We start from the raw sequence: 18341 nt of genomic DNA on the forward strand, positions 1-18341 counted from the left end.
CGCCCGACGGTCAGTGTTGGACCCTGTCCGTTCGGTCGAGTACGGCACGTGGTGCCGAGGCAACGATGGCCGCAGCTCAGCTGCGAGAGCTGTGGCTGCGGCCATCGTCACGAACTGCTGCTCGATGCGCTGCTACTCAACGCATCGGAGCAATGCTCATACCTCGGTTGCAGAACCGCCGGCAGCGGCGATCTTTTCCTTGGCGGAGCCCGTGAACTTGTTGGCCGAGATCTCGACCTTCACGGTCAGGTTTCCGTCGCCGAGAACCTTGACGGGCTCGTTCTTGCGAACGGCCCCCTTGGCGATGAGCTCGGGGATACCGATCTGACCGCCCTCGGGGAACAGACGCTCGATGTCGCGCAGGTTCACGACCTGGAACACGACACGGTTGCGGTTGGTGAAGCCCTTGAGCTTCGGGAGCCGCATGTGGAGGGGCATCTGGCCACCCTCGAAGCGTGCCGGCACGTTCTTGCGTGCGCCGGTTCCCTTGGTACCGCGACCTGCGGTCTTGCCACGCTTGCCACCTTCACCACGGCCGACACGAATCTTCGTCGACTTGGATCCGGCTGCGGGGCGCAGGTGGTGCAGTTTGATGGTCATGGTTAGACCTCCTCAACGATTACGAGGTGGCGCACCGTGTTGACCAGTCCGCGGTTCTGCGGGTTGTCCTCGCGGACGACCGTCTGGCGGATGCCCTTGAGCCCGAGAGTACGCAGGCTGTCACGCTGGTTCGCCTTCTGGCCGATGGTGCTCTTGATCTGGGTGACCTTCAGCTGAGCCATTACTTCACCGCTCCTGCCTGTGCGCGTGCGCGCAGCATTCCGGCGGGTGCAACCTCTTCGAGGGTCAGGCCGCGGCGAGCCGCAACTTCCTCGGGACGCTGCAGACCCTTGAGGGCTGCGACGGTCGCGTGCACAACGTTGATGGCGTTGTCGCTACCGAGCGACTTCGACAGCACGTCGTGGACACCGGCGCACTCGAGCACGGCACGCACCGCGCCACCGGCGATGACGCCGGTACCGGCACTGGCCGGACGCAACATGACGACGCCTGCTGCGGCTTCGCCCTGGATGGGGTGCGTGATGGTGCCGGCGATCATCGGGACGCGGAAGAAGCTCTTGCGAGCCTCCTCGACACCCTTCTGGATGGCCGCGGGAACTTCCTTGGCCTTGCCGTAGCCGACGCCGACCAGTCCGTTGCCGTCACCGACGATGACGAGGGCGGTGAAGCTGAAGCGTCGACCACCCTTGACCACCTTGGAGACGCGGTTGATCGTGACGACCTTCTCGATGAAGTTCGACTTGTCCGCAGCGTTGCCGCCACGGCCGTTGTCACGACGGTCACGACCGCCACCGCGGTTGTCGCCGCGCTGGTTGTTGTCGCCACCTGCGTTGGGGCCACTGTTCTGTCCGGCGGGGCCGCTTCCGCCGTCACGCCGTTGACGTCCCGGCATCAGGCTGTCCTTCCGTTGTCAGTCATTGTCATCATCAGAACGTCAACCCGCCTTCACGGGCTGCGTCTGCGAGTGCCGCGATGCGGCCGCTGTAGTTGTTGCCGCCGCGGTCGAACACGACTGCCTCGACGCCTGCTGCCTTCGCGCGGCTGGCGATGAGCTCGCCGACCTTCGCACTGACGGCCTTCTTGTCGCCCTCGAGGGCGCGCACATCGGCTTCGATGCTCGACGCGCTGGCCAGCGTGTGGCCGGCGAGGTCGTCGATCAACTGCACGTGGATGTGACGCGAGGACCGGTTGACGACCAAGCGGGGACGCTCGGGCGTGCCGGAGATCTTCTTGCGAAGGCGGAAGTGACGACGTGCCTTCGACAGGCGACGCTTCGTCGAGACGTCGGTGCCACGCGGAGTGCGCTTGACGACGTTCGCCTTGTCTGCTGTTTGCTGGCTCATATCACTTACCCGTCTTTCCGACCTTGCGGCGGATCACTTCACCCTCGTAGCGGATGCCCTTGCCCTTGTACGGGTCCGGACGCCGCAGACGACGAATGTTGGCAGAGATCTGACCGACCTTCTGCTTGTCGATGCCGACAACGGTGAATCGCGTGGGCGACTCGACCGTGAACGTGATGCCCTCGGGTGCTTCGATCAGCACGGGATGGCTGTAACCGAGTGCGAACTCGAGGTCCTTGCCCTTGAGTACGACGCGGTAACCGACGCCGTGAATCTCCATCTTGTTGGTGTAACCGTTGGTGACACCGGTGATGAGGTTCGCGACGAGAGTGCGCGACAGTCCGTGCAGTGCACGGCTCTTGCGCTCGTCATCGGGCCGGGTGACGGCGATGGTGCCGTCGTCGGCGCGAGCGATCTGGATGGGCTCGGCGACCGTCAGGCTCAGGGCACCCTTGGGGCCCTTGACCGCAACGTTCTGGCCGTCGATGGTGATATCGACTCCAGCGGGGACCGGTACCGGCAATTTTCCAATACGTGACATGGTGGTGGCCTCCCCTACCAGACGTAGGCGAGGACTTCTCCGCCCACACCCTGCTTGGCCGCCTGACGCTCCGTGAGCAGACCTGTGGACGTGGAGATGATCGCCACGCCCAGGCCGCCGAGAACCTTGGGCAGATTGGTGGATTTTGCGTATACCCGGAGACCGGGCTTGGAGACGCGTCGCACGCCGGCGAGGCTGCGCTCACGGCTCGGGCCGTACTTCAGATCGACGATGAGGGTCTTGCCCACCTCGGCGTCTTCCGTGCGGTAGTCGGAGATGTAGCCCTCGCGCTTGAGGATCTCGGCGATGTTCGCCTTGAGCTTCGAGTGGGGAAGCTTCACCTCGTCGTGGTACGCCGAATTGGCGTTGCGCAGACGGGTCAAGAAGTCTGCAATTGGATCGGTCATCGTCATGGTGTGACCTGTGCACCTTTCTCGCAGCGGTTCCCATGCAGCACGCGCGAGCTGGTGCCCCTGGATTCTCGAAAACCCGGCGGGCCTGGCTCGTCACATCGTGGGCCTACAACGAAGTGAACATGTCCTGACCGACTGTTGCCGGTCAGGGGTTGCGCTCCAAGCAATGCATCGCTGCACTGCCAGGTGTTTCGAGCTTCCGCATTTCGATGCTGACGTACGGAGAACTCGAGGTTGCGTTTCCATTGCAAGGACTCGCGTGCAGGCACGACGAAGCCCGGGCAACCGCTCTAGTGTAGGCATCGCGCACCCGAAGACCAAATCGCCTTACCATTGCGCGACGGCTCGGGTCCAGTCGGACACCCCGGCGTCCACTTCTTCGCTAACGTCGGACCATGACGGACTCGAAGGCAGTCGACATCGATCACCTCACCCACACTCTGCGTGACCGCACCATCGCCGGGGTGACGATCGGGTGGGTCGACAACAACGGCATCGTCCGATCACGCACCGTGCCCACCGCAGAACTGACCGCAGTTGCACGTCGCGGCGTAGGAGTCACCGCGGTGTTCGCGGTGTTCGATTCGCACGACGGGATCACCTTCGCTCACGAGGGACTGTCGACGCCGTCCGGCGATGTTCGGTTGATTCCGGTGATCGACAACGCGTCGAGCGTGGTTCCACTTGCCGGCCAACCGGGGCTTGCCTGGGTACACGGCAGGCAGCTCTCCGCGGACGGCTCTCCCTGGCCCTACGACCAACGCGCTGTTCTCGAGCGGCAGGTGCAGAAGGCGTCCGATGCCGGTTTCGAGGTGCGGGCCGGATTCGAGATCGAGTTCGCCCTGACCCGGGAATCGGACGGACTGTCCGCCCATCGAGGACCTGCCTACTCCGCCAACGCGCTCCGCGATGTCGACGAATTCGTCGTATCGCTGCTGCACGCCCTGTCTGCGAACGGTGTGAGCATCGGTCAGATTCATGCCGAGTACGGCATGTCCCAGATCGAGATCGCGCTCGCGCCACTCGATCCCCTTGCTGCAGCCGATGCGCAAGTTCTCGCGCGGCAGACGATCCACTCTGCCGCCAAAGCTCACGGCCTGCGGGCGAGCTTCGCTCCCCTGCCCTCGTCCAGCAGTGCAGGCAACGGATGGCACCTGCACACGTCACTGGTTCGCGACGGGCACAACGCTCTCACCGGAGACGGAGAGCATGGATTGTCGGAGACCGGGCAGTCGTACATCGCGGGCCTGGTTCGAGAGCTGCCGGGACTCACTGCCGTCACCGCACCGAGTTCGGGATCCTTGCTCCGACGTCGACCCGGGTACTGGGCCGGTGCCTTCGGGTTCTGGGGCGTCGAGAACCGCGAAGCGGCAGTACGGCTCGTACCCGGTTCTGCCCTCCTCGGTCCCGATCACACCAACGTCGAGTTGAAGGCGTGCGACGCTTCCGCCAATCCGTATCTGGCGCTTGCCGTCACCATCGCGGCCGGCATGTCGGGAGTGGCCGAGTCGGCGACGTTGTCGCCACCGGTTCAGGAGGATGTGGGCGGCTGGGACGATGCCCGTCGCGACGCCGCCGGTATCTCCCCACTCGCGACGACCCATGCCCAACAACGGGAGAACCTACTGTCGTCGGCGCTGGTCACAGACGTGTTGGGCGAAGACCTTCTGGGCGCGTTCGTTGCCTGCCGGGACGCCGATGCGGCGTGGGCGGAGAGCCACACCGAGGACGAACTGCTCGAATCACTGCGCTGGATCTATTGACATGCTGCGACAGTTCCCCGGCGTCGGCGCAATCGTCTCTGCCCTCGACAGCGCTCTGCCGCAACCGGATCAGCTCTGCGGACCGTTCTCGGCATCGATAGCGTCGACGGCCGTCGTGGGCGACGACGCACCGGACGTGACTGCACTGGCGATCGCATCGGGATCCGCGATCTGGCCGGGCGAGACCGTCGCGGCCCGTCCGCCCGGAACGCCCCGGATCACCGACGGGTGGGATTGCCTACCGAGGGCCGCATCGATCGATGCGGCCGGGACCACAGCGACAGGTCTTGCGACGGGCATCGAGACGGCGACCGAAGGACGCGTCGTGGTGGTTCCGATCGTGGGGCCCGGTTCCGACGGGCTCCGCCTGCTCCTGACCCGCCTGGCCGACGTGCAGTTCCGGTTCGGCCTGGTTGCGAATGTGCACACCGAGAACCTGACCGAATTCGATTGGAGCGTAGGACATTTCGTGACCGTCCTGGGAATGGACACCGTCGAGGACGTGGTTGCGATTGCCGATACCTATCGAGAGCTCGGAGTCGCGGGAATGCCGGCCGGATGTCGAACCGTTCCCACCGACACTCTCGCGTCTGCGATGTCCGAACGTGGCCTGCTCCTTCTCGTCGACAACGACGACCGTTCTGCCGCACTGGATCTGACTCGGTCACTCGATCTACGAAACGATGTGTGGTCGGTCTGAGACGGGAGGCCTGAGCAAACGCGAAATGGGCGTGGGTTCCTTTCGGAACCCACGCCCATCAGCGTGGTGTGGTGAAGCCCGGAGGCCTCAGATCACCAGGAGCTCTTGCGAACTCCGGGAAGCTCTCCGGCGTGTGCCATCTCGCGCACGCAGATACGGCAGAGGCCGAACTTGCGGAACACGGAATGGGGACGGCCGCAGCGGTTGCAGCGAGTGTATGCACGCACCGCGAACTTCGGCTTCTTGTTGGCCTTGTTGACCAATGCCTTCTTCGCCATGGACTCAGTTCTCCTTGAACGGGAAGCCGAGGTGCTTGAGCAGCGCGCGGCCTTCTTCGTTGTTGGTTGCGGTGGTTACTACGGTGATGTCCATGCCGCGCGGACGATCGATCTTGTCCACGTCGATCTCGTGGAACATCGACTGCTCGTTGAGGCCGAACGTGTAGTTTCCGTTGCCGTCGAACTGCGTGCCCGAGAGGCCGCGGAAGTCCCTGATTCGGGGAAGGGCAATGGAGACCAGACGGTCGAGGAACTCCCACATGCGGTCGCCACGGAGGGTGACGCGTGCGCCGATGGGCATTCCTTCGCGCAGCTTGAACTGTGCGATGGACTTGCGTGCCTTGCGGATCTCCGGCTTCTGGCCGGTGATGGCAGCGAGGTCGGCAACTGCACCGTTGATCAGCTTGGCGTCACGGGCGGCGTCGCCGACACCCATGTTGACGACGACCTTGACGATGCCGGGGATCTGCATGACGTTCTCGTATGCAAATTCGGTGTTCAGGGCGTCTTTGATCTCGGCGCGGTAGCGCGCCTTGAGGCGGGGCTGTTCGCCCGCGATGTTTTCGGTGGTAGTCATCTCAGATGTCCTTCCCGTTCTTCCGGGAAACACGAACGCGCTTGCCGGTTTCTTCGTCGGTCCGGTAGCCCACGCGAGTGGGGTTGCCGTCCGAGTCGACCACTGCGACGTTCGATACGTGGATCGGGGCTTCCTGGGTGACGATTCCACCCGAGGATGCGCCGCGCTGGTTGGCGGAGACCGCAGTGTGCTTCTTGATGCGGTTCACACCCTCGACCAGAACCTTGGAGTCAGCGGGGTAGGCCTGAATGACCTTGCCCTTGGCACCCTTGTCCTTGCCTGCGATCACGAGAACGGTGTCGCCCTTGTGCACCTTCATTTACAGCACCTCCGGGGCGAGCGAGACGATCTTCATGAACTTCTTCTCACGCAGCTCACGGCCGACCGGGCCGAAGATACGAGTTCCACGGGGATCGTTGTCCGGCTTGATCAGCACCGCAGCGTTCTCGTCGAAACGGATGTACGAGCCATCCGGACGGCGACGCTCCTTGATGGTGCGGACGATGACGGCCTTGACGACCTCACCCTTCTTGATGTTTCCACCGGGAATGGCGTCCTTCACCGTAGCTACGATGATGTCGCCGATTCCGGCGTAGCGACGTGACGAACCACCGAGAACGCGGATGCAAAGGATTTCCTTCGCGCCCGTGTTATCAGCGACGCGTACTCGCGACTCCTGCTGAATCACTAACTTCTCCTTGACCTGGATGTACGTACGTGCCGGATTTCCGTCCCGACACGCGCGGTCGGCTGCTGGGTACGGGCACACGAAGGCACACCGCTGCCACAGGCAACCGGTCAAGTGTAGGGGAACGGGTCCCCGGCATCCAAATCGTCGTCACCGGGCCACCCGCCGTCACCTGCGCCCTTCGGGGCAATCGGTACGGTTCTGTGGATGGGACATCTTCGGATCGACGGGGCGCGGCGATGACGTCGGAGCGCGACGACACCGCGTGGTGGTCGAGTCTGCCCCTGGACCGGGTCGTGCGCATCCACGGGGTCACCGAGCGTGATCTCGCCGAATCCGTGAACCCTCTACCGGTGGACGCACCTGCGATCGTGTTCTTCGCGATCGATCCCACGACGGCCGATCGTGCCGTCGATCTCGTCGATGCAGTGGTCACGGAACTCGAGAACGCCGCGGTCGATTCGGTTCCGCTGTGGCTCACCGACTTCGACCATCACTCCGGCTCGTCGTCGTTGGATCGACGCGCTGCTCGCGTCGCCGCCGCTCGGCTCGGTGCCGACACCGCACACTTCGGCCCCTACGTCGAGGCTCTGGCTGAGGCAGCCGTCGCGGGGAATGCGCCGCATCGAGCCGCATTCACTGTCGAAACTCGCGCAGCAGGCTCGACCCGAATACTTGCCTCGGCTCGTCGAAGAAGCCTTGCTGCGCTCGTGTTGGTCGTGCCGGCCGGAACGGATGCCGGAGTCGTCGGGACAGCTGCGGAATGGCTGTGCACGCACGCCGGTGCAGCGGTGTGGGTGACGGGCGACGGGGCGTCGAACATGGACCGGTTCCGGCCCGTGGCGGTACACGCGCCCGCCGTGCCCGCTGGGGTCGAGACCGTGGTCGATCGGTTCCGACCCCTGAGCTATCCACCGATCGCGGGACATCCGCACCCGGCCAGCGATCCGGAGAAGCGCTTGTATCGAGCGCTGGACGTGCACGACTGGGCTGCGGGGCGGGAGCACAATCGTTCGATCCGGCTCGGCGAGCTCGGCCGACCGTTCACGGTCGACGTACTGTGGCGCACCGAGAAGATCGTCGTGGAAATCGACGGCAACGAGCACCGCGCCGTCGACCGCTTCGCCGAGGACCGCGTGCGCGACAACCAACTGCAGACACACGGCTACATGGTGTTGCGCTTCACCAACGCTCAGGTGATCGACGATCCGCAACGTGCGGTAGCTACCATCCGCGAGGCAGTATCGAGAAGACGATCGAAGGGGGATCCTCGATGAGTACCGAAGACCTGAACGGGACCGAAGTAGCAGTGCTGCTCGTTCTGATGGCCGAAGCGAGTCCGGTCAAGAACTCGGTACTGAAGACGCTCGGTCCCAACCTGGAGAGGCCGTCCCGCGACAAGCTGAAGGACCTGGGCCTGATCGAAGTGAATAAGTCCGTCAGCCCGATGACTCTCGAACTGACAGACAAAGGGTGGCGCACGTGCGGAGAACTCATCGGCGGTGAGCCGCCCGCGCGGTCCACCGGGCCCGGTAAGGCCATGTTCACCGTGTTGGCGGGGTTGCGACGGTGGCTCGATCGCACCGACGCCCGCCCGGCGGATGTGTTCTCGCCGCGGACAGAGGAGCCTGAACCCGTCGCGAAGACCGACGCGATAGTCGACATCGAAGCCTCGATTCGCGCGGCCTACGCCGGGCTCGCCCGCGAACCCGGCAGCACCGTCCGACTGTCCAGATTGCGAAACGAATTGCGCGACATACCCAGAACCGATCTGGACGACGCTCTCGCGCGCCTGCGTCGCGCCCCGGACGTCTCGTTGATACCGGAGGAAAATCAGAAGACGCTGAACGACGAGGAACGCGCCGCGGCCGTCGTCGTCGGAAATCAGCAGAACCACCTTCTCTCGATCGAACCATGATGGGCGTTGAGTCGACGATGACGGACAGCGAGCAGATCCGAGCTCTCGAATCGGTGCGGCTGAGTTGGGCACCGACACCCGACGACGTGTGGCGTTCTCAGTCGAACGTGCACGTACCGGGGATGCACGAACGCGTGTTCCTCGAGGTGATGAACGCGTACGACGACGCGGACGCCTCCGACGACGCGAGTCCGCTCGGAGTCGTCGTGCGCGGCCCGGCCGGTTCGGGCAAGACGCACCTGCTCGGCCAGGTGCGAGAAGAAGTACAGCTCAAGGGCGGGTACTTCTTCCTGATCAGGTTGCTCGACGCCGCCGGATTCTGGCGTTCGACGCTGATGGGGATGCTCGACGACCTGATGCGTCCGTCCGGCCGCGGATCGGACAGCCAGCTCGGGCTGTTGCTTCGACGGCTCTGCGAGATCGGCGACATCGCCGAGGATCAGCGCGCGAAGATCATGGGCGAGAGCATGATCGACGCGGATACGCTCAACGATTTCGTCACCGCGGTGTACAAGGTTCACCCGCGCCATCGACGGACGTCGCAGCACACGCTGCGCGCGCTCGTGCTGTCCATCGCCCCCGATTCGGCAGTTCAGGATCTGGGCGACGCCTACCTGCAGTCGATCGACGACGTCGATCCCGACGAGTTCTCGGCCTGGGGCATCCGCCGGGCCGAGCTCGGCCATCAGGGCATCGCCGAGAACATCTCGCGTCTGCTCGCCATCACCGGTCCGACCATCCTCGCGATCGATCAGATCGACACGCTCGTGGCGCAGTCTCGTACCGGATCGGATCAGGAGTTCGCCGACGCGCAGGAAGACAAGGTCGTCGAACAGCTCGCACACGGCTTGATGTCGCTGCGCGAGACCCTCCCCCGGACTGCCTCGGTGCTCTCCGCGCTGTCGAGCGCCTGGGAACTGATTGCCGCACGCGGAGTCGCGCCGATGCGTGACCGCTTCCGAGTCACCCAGTCGCTCAAGCCGATTCCCTCGTCGGACATCGGTCGCCTGCTACTCGGGCGACGGCTGGCCGCGTGCTTCCTCGAGGCCGGGTTCACGCCACCGCACCCGACGTGGCCGGTCGCGCCCGACGCGTTCGAGCAGGCCCCGGATTTCACTCCGCGCCAGCTTCTCATCGCCGTCGATCGGCACATCAGGCACTGCCTCGACACCGGGGTCGCGTCGGAGTTGGAGAGCTTCACCGACAGATCCGGTCCTACCGATGCGCCCGACCTGCCCACGGCGCGGGTCAACGAACTCGATGCGCTCGACGATCGCTACGAGCAACTTCGTGGACAGGTCGACGTCTCCGTTCCGTTGCGACCCGACAGCGAGGACTCGATCGTTCCCGCACTGTTGTCCGCGGGTCTGACGGCGTGGATTCACGAGCATCAGTCGTCCGACGACAGCCTGGCCCAGGATCCGCCGCCGAGTGGCAAGCCGGCGCTGCACGCCCGCCTGCGTCACACCGTCGACACCGACACCGACGACGAAGAGCACTGGTGCTTCCGCGCCGTGACGTCCGGCAACGCGCGGGCCGCGTTGGCCCGGGTCGAGCGGGCCGTGACGACGGCGGGCCTGCGCGTCGACATGCCGAGGCGACGGCTGATCCTGATCAGGAACGACCCGTGGCCGAACGGCGCGAAAACCGAGCAGACGATCGCGGCCCTGCACCGCGCCGGCGGCGTCGTGGTGCCACTCGGGGACGAGGACCGCAGGGCGCTGGCGGCGTTGTCGATCCTGTTGGCCGAGAACTCCCCCGCGCTCACGTCCTGGTTGCTCGCACGCAAGCCGGCGCACGATGTCAGATTGTTCTCTGCGGTGCTGCCTGCAGTCAGTGTCGTGGACGACGACACCGCCCTCATCGAACCGGAAGCGACACCCTCCGTACCGGAGTCGTCGACGAGCCGAAAGCCGTCCATCGTCGTCGGTGCCGAGGTCAGCACCGGTGCCGATGTCGCCATTCCACTCGAGGCGCTGCGCAAGCACACGGCGATCTTCGCGGGATCCGGCTCGGGAAAGACCGTTCTGATTCGCCGGCTGGTGGAAGAATGTGCCCTACAAGGTGTTTCGGCGATCGTGCTGGACGTCAACAACGACCTGGCTCGGCTGGGCACCGCGTGGCCCGAGGACGAGAGGACGTGGCCACCGGGTGACGAGGCCAAGGCAACGGCGTACCTTCGCGACACCGACGTCGTGGTGTGGACCCCGCGCAAGTCGGCCGGCCGGCCGCTCAGCTTCCAGCCGCTACCCGACTTCGCCAGTGTCGTCGGCGACGCGGACGAGTTCGAGGCCTCCATCGAGTCCGCTTTGGCCTCGCTCGAACCGGCCGCAGGTGTACTCGGGACGTCACAGAAGGCGAAACATGGTCGGGCCGTGCTGAAATCGGCCCTCGACCAGTTCGGTCGTCGTTCGCGGGGCGGGGATCTGTCCGACTTCATCGACCTGTTGGAAGAATTCCCCGAGGACGCGAGCGAAATGCGCGATGCGGTACGCATCGCTGCCGGACTGGCCGAGAATCTCAAGGCCGCCGCCGCGAACGATCCGATGTTCGCAGGCGCGGGCACGCCGGTCGACCCAGCTGTGCTGCTGACGCCGGCCGAGGGCAAGAAGGCTCGGGTATCGGTGATCAACCTCGCGGGGCTGACCACCGACGAGCAGAAGCAGAGTTTCGTCAATCAACTCCAGATGGGGTTGTTCGCCTGGATCAAGAAGAATCCGGCGGGCGACCGGCCACTCGGGGGGTTGTTCGTGATGGACGAGGCGCAGAATTTCGCACCCTCCGACCGGAGCACAGCGGCAACGCACAGCACCCTGGCCCTGGCGTCGCAGGCCAGAAAGTACGGACTGGGACTGGTGTTCGCCACGCAATCCCCGAAGGGCCTGCACAACCGCATCGCAGGCAATGCGTCCACGCAGTTCTACGGTCTGCTCAACAGTCCATCGCAGGTCGACGCAGCCAAGGAGATGGCGCGGGTGAAGGGTGGCTCGGTTCCCGATGTCGGACGCCTGCCCGCCGGTCAGTTCTACGCGGCTGTGGAAGGCGCCGAATTCCGACGCACCGCCACTCCCCTGTGCCTGTCCTACCATCCGAAGAGTCCGCCGACCGAGGAACAGGTCATCGAGCTGGCGCGACAGCCCTGACGCCATGACAGTGGCACACTGGGTTCGGTGAAAACCCTCGCTCGCGGGGAGAACTGCCCCGCTCCGGCCGGTCCTCTGACGGTCACGCTCACGGCATCGACCTCGGTGGACGTCTCCGCGCTGCTGCTGGGTCCGAACGGTCGGGTGCGTTCGGACGCGGACCTGGTGTTCTACAACCAGCCCTCCGCCTCGGGCGTCGAGTATCGCCGCACCCCCACCGGTCACCTGCTGATGTTCGACGCCGCTGCCGTCCCCGCCGGCGTCGACACCGTGGCCGTGGCTGCGTCCCTCGACGGAACGGGACCCGCGACGTTCGCGGCCGCGGGCCCGACTGCGGTGACGGTGTCCGATGCGTCGGACACAGCACTGGTCGGCTTCACTGCCGATGCACTCGGCGACGAGAGCGCACTGGTGTGTCTGGAGTTCTATCGGCGCGGCGAGCAGTGGAAGATCCGCGCCGTCGGCCAGGGATACGCCGATGGCCTGGCCGGTTTGGCCACGGCGTTCGGCATCAGCATCGACGAGGACGACCCGACGCCCGACCCGACGGCCTCCGTCGAGCAACCTCTCCGTCCCACGCAGTCACCTGCGTCGTCCACCGATTCATCAGCCCCTCGAGGAGTTCTGGCCATGAGAAGTGAACTGTTCGCGCCCGCTCACGCCGAGGTTCCCGGTTCGGGTATCCAGAAGCAGGGCAGCAAGATGTGCCGCATCGGGATGAACGGCGAGGTGATGGCCCGGGCCGGTTCGATGGTGGCGTATCAGGGCAATCTGCAGTTCGAGGCGAAGGGGTCCGGTGGGATCGGCCGGGCTCTGAAACAGGCGCTCTCGGGTGAGGGTGTTCCTCTGATGAAGGTCACCGGTCAGGGCGACCTCTTTCTCGCCAACGCCGCTCAGGACGTTCATCTCATCGACCTGGACGGCACGGACGGGTTGACCATCAACGGTGCCAATGTGCTGGCTTTCGAGAGTTCGCTGAGCTACGACATCAAGCGGGTGCAGGGTGCCGCGGCAGGCGGCAATGCCGGTTTCTTCAACTGCGTGTTCTCCGGACGCGGCCGGATTGCCATCACCACGGACGGGGTTCCGGTGGTGCTGAACGTCGACCAGCCGACCTTCGCGGATCCACAGGCTGCGGTCGCGTGGTCGTCGTCCTTGCAGACGAGAGTCAAGAAGAACGATTCGTTCGGACTCGGCACGCTGATCGGTCGAACGACGGGTGAGCGCTTCACCCTCGAGTTCTCGGGTCAGGGATTCGTCGTGGTTCAGCCATCGGAGCAGCCGCCCGGTGGCCTGGTCGGTGGCAGCGGCAGCGGGGAGCAGGCCGGGGTCGGCGGCGCGCTCGGAGGATTGCTGGGCAGGTAGGGCCGCACACCGGAACGCAAAATGCCCGCTCCCAGGAAGGGAGCGGGCATTTGTGTGCAGGTACTACTTGGCCTTTTCGAGAACCTCGACCAGTCGCCAGTGCTTCGTGGCGGACAGCGGGCGGGTCTCCATGAGCTGAACGCGATCGCCTACGCCGGCGTCGCCCTTCTCGTCATGTGCCTTGACCTTGGTTGTGCGACGGATGATCTTGCTGTAGAGGGGGTGCTTGACCCTGTCCTCGAGCTCGACCACGATCGTCTTCTCCATCTTGTCGGATACGACGTAGCCGATCCGGACCTTACGGTTGTTGCGCTCTTCAGTCACAGTCTTTTCCTCGCTCATGCCGCGTCACCTGCAGTGTCCTCGGAAGGACCAGATGCCAAGCCGAGCTCACGCTCGCGCAGGACGGTGTAGATGCGCGCGATCTCGTGACGGACGGTGCGCAGTCGACGGTTGTTGTCCAACTGGCCGGTAGCCATCTGGAAACGAAGGTTGAACAGCTCTTCCTTCGACTCACGCAGCTTGGTGACCAGCTCTTCACCGGTGAGCTCGCGGAGCTCTGCGGCTGGGGTTCCGGTAGCCATCAGAACTGCTCCTCCCTGGTGATGATGCGTGCCTTGATGGGCAGCTTGTGGATGGCGCGAGTCAGTGCCTCACGCGCGATGGTCTCGTCGGGGTACGACAGCTCGAAGAGCACACGACCCGGCTTGACGTTCGCGATCCACCACTCGGGCGAACCCTTACCGGAACCCATGCGGGTCTCGGCAGGCTTCTTGGTGAGCGGGCGGTCCGGGAAGATGTTGATCCAGACCTTGCCGCCACGCTTGATGTGGCGAGTGATCGCGATACGAGCGGACTCGATCTGACGGTTGGTGATGTAGGCGGGCTCGAGAGCCTGGATGCCGTAATCACCGAATGTCACCTGAGTTCCGCCCTTGGCGGCACCCGAACGCTTCGGGTGGTGCTGCTTGCGGTGCTTGACCCGGCGGGGGATCAACATGCGTCAGCCCTCCTGAGTGGGCTCGGTCGAGGCCGGAGCCTCGGTTGCGGATGCCGCGCGGCCTGCCTCGGTGCTGGTCGCTGTGGTGCCCGAGGCACCGCTGCGACGCGGACGAGTGGGACGCTCACGACGGGGACGGTCTGCACCGGCGGCCGGAGCCGCAGCGGCGGCGAGTTCACGCCGACCGCCGACGATGTCGCCCTTGTAGATCCAGACCTTCACGCCGATACGGCCGAAGGTGGTCTTGGCCTCGTACAGCCCGTAGTCGATGTCGGCACGGAGCGTGTGCAGGGGAACGCGTCCCTCGCGGTAGAACTCCGAGCGAGACATTTCAGCGCCACCGAGACGGCCGGAGCACTGAACACGAATGCCCTTGACGTTGGGCTGACGCATGGCCGACTGGATGGCCTTGCGCATTGCCCGACGGAATGCGACGCGGTTGCTGAGCTGCTCGGCAACACCCTGAGCCACGAGCTGAGCTTCGGACTCGGCGTTCTTGACCTCGAGGATGTTGAGCTGAACCTGCTTGCCGGTCAGCTTCTCGAGAGCTCCGCGGATACGGTCGGCCTCGGCACCACGGCGACCGATGACGATGCCCGGGCGTGCCGTGTGGATGTCCACGCGAACACGGTCACGGGTGCGCTCGATCTCGACCTTCGCGATGCCTGCGCGCTCCATGCCGGTGGCAAGAAGCTTGCGGATCTCGACGTCTTCCTTGACGTACTCCGAGTACTGCTTGTCTGCGTACCAACGCGACTTCCAGTCAGTGGTGATACCCAAGCGGAAGCCGTGCGGGTTGATTTTCTGACCCACTACTGAGCCCCTTCCTTGGACGCCTGGCCCTTACGACGGTTACGAGACGTTCCGCCGGTCTTGGGCAGGCTTTCGACGATCACCGTGATGTGGCTGGTGCGCTTGCGGATCCGGAATGCCCGGCCCTGAGCGCGCGGCTGGAATCGCTTGAGGGTTGCACCCTCGTCGACGAATGCAGTGGCGACGATCAGTGTGCTGGGATCGAGATCCAGGTTGTTCTCGGCGTTGGCCGCTGCGGACGCGATCACCTTGGCGACCGGCTCGCTCGCTGCCTGCGGCGCGAACTTGAGGATGTTGAGCGCGTCCTCGACGGAGCGCCCGCGAACCAGATCCACGACGCGACGTGCCTTCATCGGCGTGACGCGAACGTGCTTCGCTACGGCCTTGGCAGTCGGATTGGCGGTGGGGGTGAAGTTGGTCATCGCCTCTTCGCCTTCCGGTCGTCCTTGATGTGACCCTTGAACGTGCGGGTCGGTGCGAACTCCCCGAGCTTGTGGCCGACCATGGAGTCGGACACGAACACCGGTACGTGCTTGCGACCGTCGTGGACGGCGAAAGTGTGACCGATGAAGTCGGGCAGGATTGTCGATCGACGGGACCAGGTCTTGATGACCTGCTTGGTTCCCTTGTCGTTCTGGACGTCAACCTTCGCGAGGAGGTGATCGTCTACGAACGGGCCTTTCTTCAGGCTGCGTGGCATTCTGAACTCCCTCCTAGCGCTTGTTCTTGCCGGTACGACGACGACGGACGATCAGCTTGTCGCTCGCCTTGTTCTTGCGGGTACGGCCTTCCGGCTGTCCCCAGGGGCTGACCGGGTGGCGTCCACCGGAGGTCTTGCCCTCGCCGCCACCGTGCGGGTGGTCGACCGGGTTCATCACGACACCACGAACGGTCGGGCGCTTGCCCTTCCAGCGCATGCGGCCGGCCTTGCCCCAGTTGATGTTCGACTGCTCGGCGTTGCCGACCTCGCCGACGGTTGCGCGGCAGCGCACGTCGACGCGACGGATCTCACCGGACGGCATACGCAGCGTGGCGTAGGGGCCTTCCTTACCGAGGAGCTGGATGCTCGCTCCAGCGGAGCGGGCCATCTTCGCGCCTCCACCCGGACGAAGCTCGACCGCGTGGATGGTCGTACCCGTCGGGATGTTGCGCAGGGGCAGGTTGTTGCCGGGCTTGATGTCGGCATTGGCACCCTGCTCGATCGGCGATCCCTGGGCGATGCCCTTGGGTGCGACGATGTAGCGCTTCTCGCCGTCTGCGAAGTGCAGCAGTGCGATGTTCGCGGTGCGGTTGGGGTCGTACTCGATGTGAGCGACCTTGGCCGGCACGCCGTCCTTGTCGTTGCGACGGAAATCGATGAGACGGTATGCACGCTTGTGACCGCCACCCTTGTGCCGGGTGGTGATGCGACCGTGTGCGTTACGTCCACCGCGGCCGTGCAGCGGGCGGATCAGCGACTTCTCGGGGGTCGAACGCGTGATCTCAGCGAAATCGGAAACGCTGGAGCCACGACGGCCCGGGGTTGTCGGCTTGTATTTACGGATTGCCATGAGTCTTCTCGTCCTCTATATCCGAAGAGTCCCAGCCGCTTACGCGACCGGACCTCCGAAGATCTCGATGGGCTTGCTGTCGGCGGAGAGCGTTACGAGCGCGCGCTTGGTGTCCTTGCGCTTGCCGTAACCGAACCGGGTCCGCTTACGCTTGCCCTGACGGTTCATCGTGTTGACGCTGGTCACGGTGACGTCGAAGATCTTCTCGACGGCAATCTTGATCTGCGTCTTGTTCGAGTCCGGGTGCACCAGGAACGTGTACGTGCCTTCTTCGATCAGTCCGTAGGACTTCTCGGAGATGACCGGTGCCAGCAAGATGTCGCGGGGATCGGCGATCGTGGTCACTTGCTTGCCTCCTCGTTCTTTGCAGGCCCAGCGATGAAGGTGTTCAGCGCTTCCACGCTGAAAACGACATCATCGGCGTTGAGCACGTCGTAGGTGTTGAGCTGGTCGGGTGCGATGGGGTGCACGCCGTCCAGGTTCTGCACGCTCTTCCAGGCTGCGATGTCCTCGCGGCCGACGACGAGCAGGACCTTCTTGCGGTCCGAGATCTCGGCGAGGAACGTCTTCGCACCCTTGGTGGACGGAACCTGTCCGGCAACCAGTTCGGTGATGACGTGCAGGCGCTCGCTGCGGGCCCGATCGGAGAGGGCTCCGCGCAGGGCGGCTGCCTTCATCTTCTTGGGGGTCCGCTGGCTGTAGTCGCGCGGCTGCGGTCCGTGGACCGTGCCACCGCCGACGAACTGAGGAGCGCGGGTCGAGCCCTGACGGGCGCGGCCGGTGCCCTTCTGCCGGTACGGCTTCTTGCCGCCGCCGCGAACCTCGCCACGAGTCTTCGTGGAGTGGGTTCCCTGACGAGCAGCTGCCAGCTGTGCGATGACGACCTGGTGCAGCAGCGCGATGTTCGCCGGAGCGTCGAAGATCTCCGCGGGGAGATCGACGGTGCCGTTGGTCTTGCCGCCGGCTTCCTTGACATCGAGCGTCAGCTTGGTCTCGGTGTTCTTCTCGAGGCTGGTCATGCCCGTGCACCACCCTTCAATGCAGACTTGACGATCACGACGTTGCCGCGACGGCCCGGGATCGCTCCCTTGATCAGCAGCAGACCGTTCTCGCTGTCCACCTTGTGGACCGAGAGGTTCTGCGTCGTGACGCGGTCGCCACCCATACGTCCGGACATGCGCATTCCCTTGAAGACGCGACCGGGTGTTGCGCAGCCACCGATGGATCCGGGGCGACGGTGCACGGCCTGTGCACCGTGGCTCGCACCCTGACCCTTGAAGCCGTGACGCTTCATGGTTCCGGCGAAGCCCTTGCCCTTGCTGGTGCCGGTGACGTCGACGTATGCGCCGTCCTCGAACACTGCAGCGGTGAGCTCCTGGCCGATCTCGAACTGCGAGGCGTCGGCTACGCGAATCTCCACGATGTGGCGACGCGGCGTGACACCTGCCTTCTCGAACTGGCCGGTGGTGGGCTTGTTCACCTTGCGCGGGTCGATCGCACCGAATGCGACCTGGACGGCGCTGTAGCCGTCACGTTCCTGGGTGCGGATCTGGGTGACCACGTTGGGGCCTGCCTTGATCACGGTCACCGGAACGACGCGGTTGTTCTCGTCGAAGACCTGGGTCATTCCGAGCTTGGTGCCCAGAATTCCTGTCGCAGGCCGGTTCTTGTTATCAGTCATCGTTGTC

At 64.7% G+C, this 18341-nt stretch carries 26 protein-coding genes; 6 read left to right on the forward strand and 20 right to left on the reverse strand.

Annotated elements, in window-relative coordinates:
• Positions 1–156: 156 nt before the first annotated feature.
• The 6 genes from rplO to rpsH are packed head-to-tail and all read right to left on the reverse strand — an operon-like array spanning position 157 to position 2858.
• Positions 157–600, reverse strand: coding sequence for a 50S ribosomal protein L15 (gene rplO, locus CH296_RS01295; protein WP_032397532.1), 444 nt, complete (start codon positions 598–600; stop codon positions 157–159).
• A gap of 2 nt (positions 601–602) precedes the next feature.
• Positions 603–782, reverse strand: a complete 180-nt coding sequence (rpmD, locus tag CH296_RS01300; protein ID WP_032397533.1) for a 50S ribosomal protein L30 — start codon at positions 780–782, stop codon at positions 603–605.
• Positions 782–1453, reverse strand: coding sequence for a 30S ribosomal protein S5 (rpsE, locus tag CH296_RS01305; protein ID WP_032397534.1), 672 nt, complete (start codon positions 1451–1453; stop codon positions 782–784). Before rpsE ends, rpmD begins: the two co-directional genes overlap by 1 nt.
• A 34-nt stretch (positions 1454–1487) precedes the next feature.
• On the reverse strand, positions 1488–1904 hold the full coding sequence (gene rplR, locus CH296_RS01310) for a 50S ribosomal protein L18 (RefSeq protein ID WP_032365631.1): 417 nt from the start codon (positions 1902–1904) through the stop codon (positions 1488–1490).
• A 1-nt stretch (position 1905) separates the two neighbouring features.
• Positions 1906–2445: a 50S ribosomal protein L6 gene (rplF, locus tag CH296_RS01315; protein ID WP_032397535.1), complete on the reverse strand. Its 540-nt coding sequence runs from the start codon at positions 2443–2445 to the stop codon at positions 1906–1908.
• Between the two features lie 14 nt (positions 2446–2459).
• The gene (gene rpsH / locus CH296_RS01320) at positions 2460–2858 is read right to left on the reverse strand and encodes a 30S ribosomal protein S8 (RefSeq protein ID WP_008718266.1); all 399 of its coding nucleotides are present in this window, start codon (positions 2856–2858) and stop codon (positions 2460–2462) included.
• A gap of 395 nt (positions 2859–3253) precedes the next feature.
• Here rpsH and CH296_RS01325 point away from each other — a divergent pair, with 395 nt between their 5' ends.
• On the forward strand, positions 3254–4621 hold the full coding sequence (locus CH296_RS01325) for a glutamine synthetase family protein (RefSeq protein ID WP_094683844.1): 1368 nt from the start codon (positions 3254–3256) through the stop codon (positions 4619–4621).
• Between the two features lies 1 nt (position 4622).
• The gene (locus CH296_RS01330; RefSeq protein ID WP_094683656.1) at positions 4623–5321 is read left to right on the forward strand and encodes a hypothetical protein; all 699 of its coding nucleotides are present in this window, start codon (positions 4623–4625) and stop codon (positions 5319–5321) included.
• A 92-nt stretch (positions 5322–5413) separates the two neighbouring features.
• Here CH296_RS01330 and CH296_RS01335 read toward each other — a convergent pair whose 3' ends face one another.
• The 4 genes from CH296_RS01335 to rplN are packed head-to-tail and all read right to left on the reverse strand — an operon-like array spanning position 5414 to position 6864.
• Positions 5414–5599, reverse strand: coding sequence for a type Z 30S ribosomal protein S14 (locus tag CH296_RS01335; protein ID WP_008718273.1), 186 nt, complete (start codon positions 5597–5599; stop codon positions 5414–5416).
• Positions 5600–5603: 4 nt separating this feature from the next.
• Positions 5604–6176, reverse strand: a complete 573-nt coding sequence (gene rplE / locus CH296_RS01340) for a 50S ribosomal protein L5 (RefSeq protein ID WP_008718275.1) — start codon at positions 6174–6176, stop codon at positions 5604–5606.
• A 1-nt stretch (position 6177) separates the two neighbouring features.
• On the reverse strand, positions 6178–6495 hold the full coding sequence (gene rplX, locus CH296_RS01345) for a 50S ribosomal protein L24 (RefSeq protein WP_032397537.1): 318 nt from the start codon (positions 6493–6495) through the stop codon (positions 6178–6180).
• Positions 6496–6864: a 50S ribosomal protein L14 gene (gene rplN, locus CH296_RS01350; RefSeq protein WP_032397538.1), complete on the reverse strand. Its 369-nt coding sequence runs from the start codon at positions 6862–6864 to the stop codon at positions 6496–6498.
• 239 nt (positions 6865–7103) lie between these two features.
• Here rplN and CH296_RS01355 point away from each other — a divergent pair, with 239 nt between their 5' ends.
• From CH296_RS01355 to CH296_RS01370, 4 genes are read left to right on the forward strand one after another with little or no spacing between them, the layout of a single operon-like run.
• Entirely contained in the window at positions 7104–8141 is a 1038-nt protein-coding gene (locus CH296_RS01355) for an endonuclease domain-containing protein (protein WP_094683845.1), read from the forward strand.
• Positions 8138–8782, forward strand: coding sequence for a hypothetical protein (locus CH296_RS01360; RefSeq protein ID WP_094683846.1), 645 nt, complete (start codon positions 8138–8140; stop codon positions 8780–8782). The genes CH296_RS01355 and CH296_RS01360 overlap by 4 nt, the downstream gene beginning before the upstream one ends.
• 17 nt (positions 8783–8799) lie before the next feature.
• Positions 8800–11925 (forward strand): ATP-binding protein, encoded by a 3126-nt coding sequence (locus CH296_RS01365; protein WP_094683869.1) that lies wholly within the window; start codon positions 8800–8802, stop codon positions 11923–11925.
• Between the two features lie 27 nt (positions 11926–11952).
• The gene (locus tag CH296_RS01370) at positions 11953–13290 is read left to right on the forward strand and encodes an AIM24 family protein (protein WP_045195954.1); all 1338 of its coding nucleotides are present in this window, start codon (positions 11953–11955) and stop codon (positions 13288–13290) included.
• A gap of 63 nt (positions 13291–13353) precedes the next feature.
• Here CH296_RS01370 and rpsQ read toward each other — a convergent pair whose 3' ends face one another.
• Genes rpsQ through rplC form a run of 10 tightly spaced genes read right to left on the reverse strand, consistent with a single transcriptional unit; the run spans position 13354 to position 18334 of the window.
• Entirely contained in the window at positions 13354–13632 is a 279-nt protein-coding gene (gene rpsQ, locus CH296_RS01375) for a 30S ribosomal protein S17 (RefSeq protein WP_032397542.1), read from the reverse strand.
• Entirely contained in the window at positions 13629–13874 is a 246-nt protein-coding gene (gene rpmC, locus CH296_RS01380; RefSeq protein WP_027496314.1) for a 50S ribosomal protein L29, read from the reverse strand. Before rpmC ends, rpsQ begins: the two co-directional genes overlap by 4 nt.
• The gene (gene rplP, locus CH296_RS01385) at positions 13874–14290 is read right to left on the reverse strand and encodes a 50S ribosomal protein L16 (protein WP_027496313.1); all 417 of its coding nucleotides are present in this window, start codon (positions 14288–14290) and stop codon (positions 13874–13876) included. The genes rpmC and rplP overlap by 1 nt, the downstream gene beginning before the upstream one ends.
• A 3-nt stretch (positions 14291–14293) precedes the next feature.
• Positions 14294–15103 (reverse strand): 30S ribosomal protein S3, encoded by an 810-nt coding sequence (gene rpsC, locus CH296_RS01390; RefSeq protein WP_027496312.1) that lies wholly within the window; start codon positions 15101–15103, stop codon positions 14294–14296.
• Positions 15103–15525 carry a 50S ribosomal protein L22 gene (gene rplV, locus CH296_RS01395; RefSeq protein ID WP_037188319.1) on the reverse strand — a complete coding sequence of 141 codons (423 nt, stop codon included), beginning with the start codon at positions 15523–15525 and terminating at the stop codon, positions 15103–15105. Before rplV ends, rpsC begins: the two co-directional genes overlap by 1 nt.
• Entirely contained in the window at positions 15522–15803 is a 282-nt protein-coding gene (gene rpsS, locus CH296_RS01400; RefSeq protein ID WP_008718309.1) for a 30S ribosomal protein S19, read from the reverse strand. The genes rplV and rpsS overlap by 4 nt, the downstream gene beginning before the upstream one ends.
• A gap of 13 nt (positions 15804–15816) precedes the next feature.
• Positions 15817–16653 (reverse strand): 50S ribosomal protein L2, encoded by an 837-nt coding sequence (gene rplB, locus CH296_RS01405; RefSeq protein WP_008718311.1) that lies wholly within the window; start codon positions 16651–16653, stop codon positions 15817–15819.
• Positions 16654–16692: 39 nt separating this feature from the next.
• Complete coding sequence (gene rplW, locus CH296_RS01410) at positions 16693–16998, reverse strand: 50S ribosomal protein L23 (protein ID WP_027496310.1); 306 nt, start codon at positions 16996–16998, stop codon at positions 16693–16695.
• A complete protein-coding gene (gene rplD, locus CH296_RS01415; protein ID WP_008718317.1) occupies positions 16995–17672 on the reverse strand; it encodes a 50S ribosomal protein L4 in 678 nt (225 codons plus the stop codon). The genes rplW and rplD overlap by 4 nt, the downstream gene beginning before the upstream one ends.
• The gene (rplC, locus tag CH296_RS01420) at positions 17669–18334 is read right to left on the reverse strand and encodes a 50S ribosomal protein L3 (RefSeq protein WP_032398245.1); all 666 of its coding nucleotides are present in this window, start codon (positions 18332–18334) and stop codon (positions 17669–17671) included. Before rplC ends, rplD begins: the two co-directional genes overlap by 4 nt.
• Between the last annotated feature and the right edge of the window lie 7 nt (positions 18335–18341).

The sequence above is a fragment of the Rhodococcus sp. 14-2496-1d genome (assembly GCF_002259365.1).
GTDB lineage: Bacteria > Actinomycetota > Actinomycetes > Mycobacteriales > Mycobacteriaceae > Rhodococcoides.

Excerpts from the sequence above, each read along its gene's own strand:
- rplO (WP_032397532.1), bottom strand. The coding sequence starts at position 600 with ATGACCATCAAACTGCACCACCTGCGCCCCGCAGCCGGATCCAAGTCG.
- rpmD (WP_032397533.1), bottom strand. The coding sequence starts at position 782 with ATGGCTCAGCTGAAGGTCACCCAGATCAAGAGCACCATCGGCCAGAAG.
- rpsE (WP_032397534.1), bottom strand. The coding sequence starts at position 1,453 with ATGCCGGGACGTCAACGGCGTGACGGCGGAAGCGGCCCCGCCGGACAG.
- rplR (WP_032365631.1), bottom strand. The coding sequence starts at position 1,904 with ATGAGCCAGCAAACAGCAGACAAGGCGAACGTCGTCAAGCGCACTCCG.
- rplF (WP_032397535.1), bottom strand. The coding sequence starts at position 2,445 with ATGTCACGTATTGGAAAATTGCCGGTACCGGTCCCCGCTGGAGTCGAT.
- rpsH (WP_008718266.1), bottom strand. The coding sequence starts at position 2,858 with ATGACGATGACCGATCCAATTGCAGACTTCTTGACCCGTCTGCGCAAC.
- CH296_RS01325 (WP_094683844.1), top strand. The coding sequence starts at position 3,254 with ATGACGGACTCGAAGGCAGTCGACATCGATCACCTCACCCACACTCTG.
- CH296_RS01330 (WP_094683656.1), top strand. The coding sequence starts at position 4,623 with ATGCTGCGACAGTTCCCCGGCGTCGGCGCAATCGTCTCTGCCCTCGAC.
- CH296_RS01335 (WP_008718273.1), bottom strand. The coding sequence starts at position 5,599 with ATGGCGAAGAAGGCATTGGTCAACAAGGCCAACAAGAAGCCGAAGTTC.
- rplE (WP_008718275.1), bottom strand. The coding sequence starts at position 6,176 with ATGACTACCACCGAAAACATCGCGGGCGAACAGCCCCGCCTCAAGGCG.
- rplX (WP_032397537.1), bottom strand. The coding sequence starts at position 6,495 with ATGAAGGTGCACAAGGGCGACACCGTTCTCGTGATCGCAGGCAAGGAC.
- CH296_RS01355 (WP_094683845.1), top strand. The coding sequence starts at position 7,104 with ATGACGTCGGAGCGCGACGACACCGCGTGGTGGTCGAGTCTGCCCCTG.
- CH296_RS01360 (WP_094683846.1), top strand. The coding sequence starts at position 8,138 with ATGAGTACCGAAGACCTGAACGGGACCGAAGTAGCAGTGCTGCTCGTT.
- CH296_RS01365 (WP_094683869.1), top strand. The coding sequence starts at position 8,800 with ATGACGGACAGCGAGCAGATCCGAGCTCTCGAATCGGTGCGGCTGAGT.
- rpsQ (WP_032397542.1), bottom strand. The coding sequence starts at position 13,632 with ATGAGCGAGGAAAAGACTGTGACTGAAGAGCGCAACAACCGTAAGGTC.
- rpmC (WP_027496314.1), bottom strand. The coding sequence starts at position 13,874 with ATGGCTACCGGAACCCCAGCCGCAGAGCTCCGCGAGCTCACCGGTGAA.
- rplP (WP_027496313.1), bottom strand. The coding sequence starts at position 14,290 with ATGTTGATCCCCCGCCGGGTCAAGCACCGCAAGCAGCACCACCCGAAG.
- rplV (WP_037188319.1), bottom strand. The coding sequence starts at position 15,525 with ATGACCAACTTCACCCCCACCGCCAATCCGACTGCCAAGGCCGTAGCG.
- rpsS (WP_008718309.1), bottom strand. The coding sequence starts at position 15,803 with ATGCCACGCAGCCTGAAGAAAGGCCCGTTCGTAGACGATCACCTCCTC.
- rplB (WP_008718311.1), bottom strand. The coding sequence starts at position 16,653 with ATGGCAATCCGTAAATACAAGCCGACAACCCCGGGCCGTCGTGGCTCC.
- rplD (WP_008718317.1), bottom strand. The coding sequence starts at position 17,672 with ATGACCAGCCTCGAGAAGAACACCGAGACCAAGCTGACGCTCGATGTC.
- rplC (WP_032398245.1), bottom strand. The coding sequence starts at position 18,334 with ATGACTGATAACAAGAACCGGCCTGCGACAGGAATTCTGGGCACCAAG.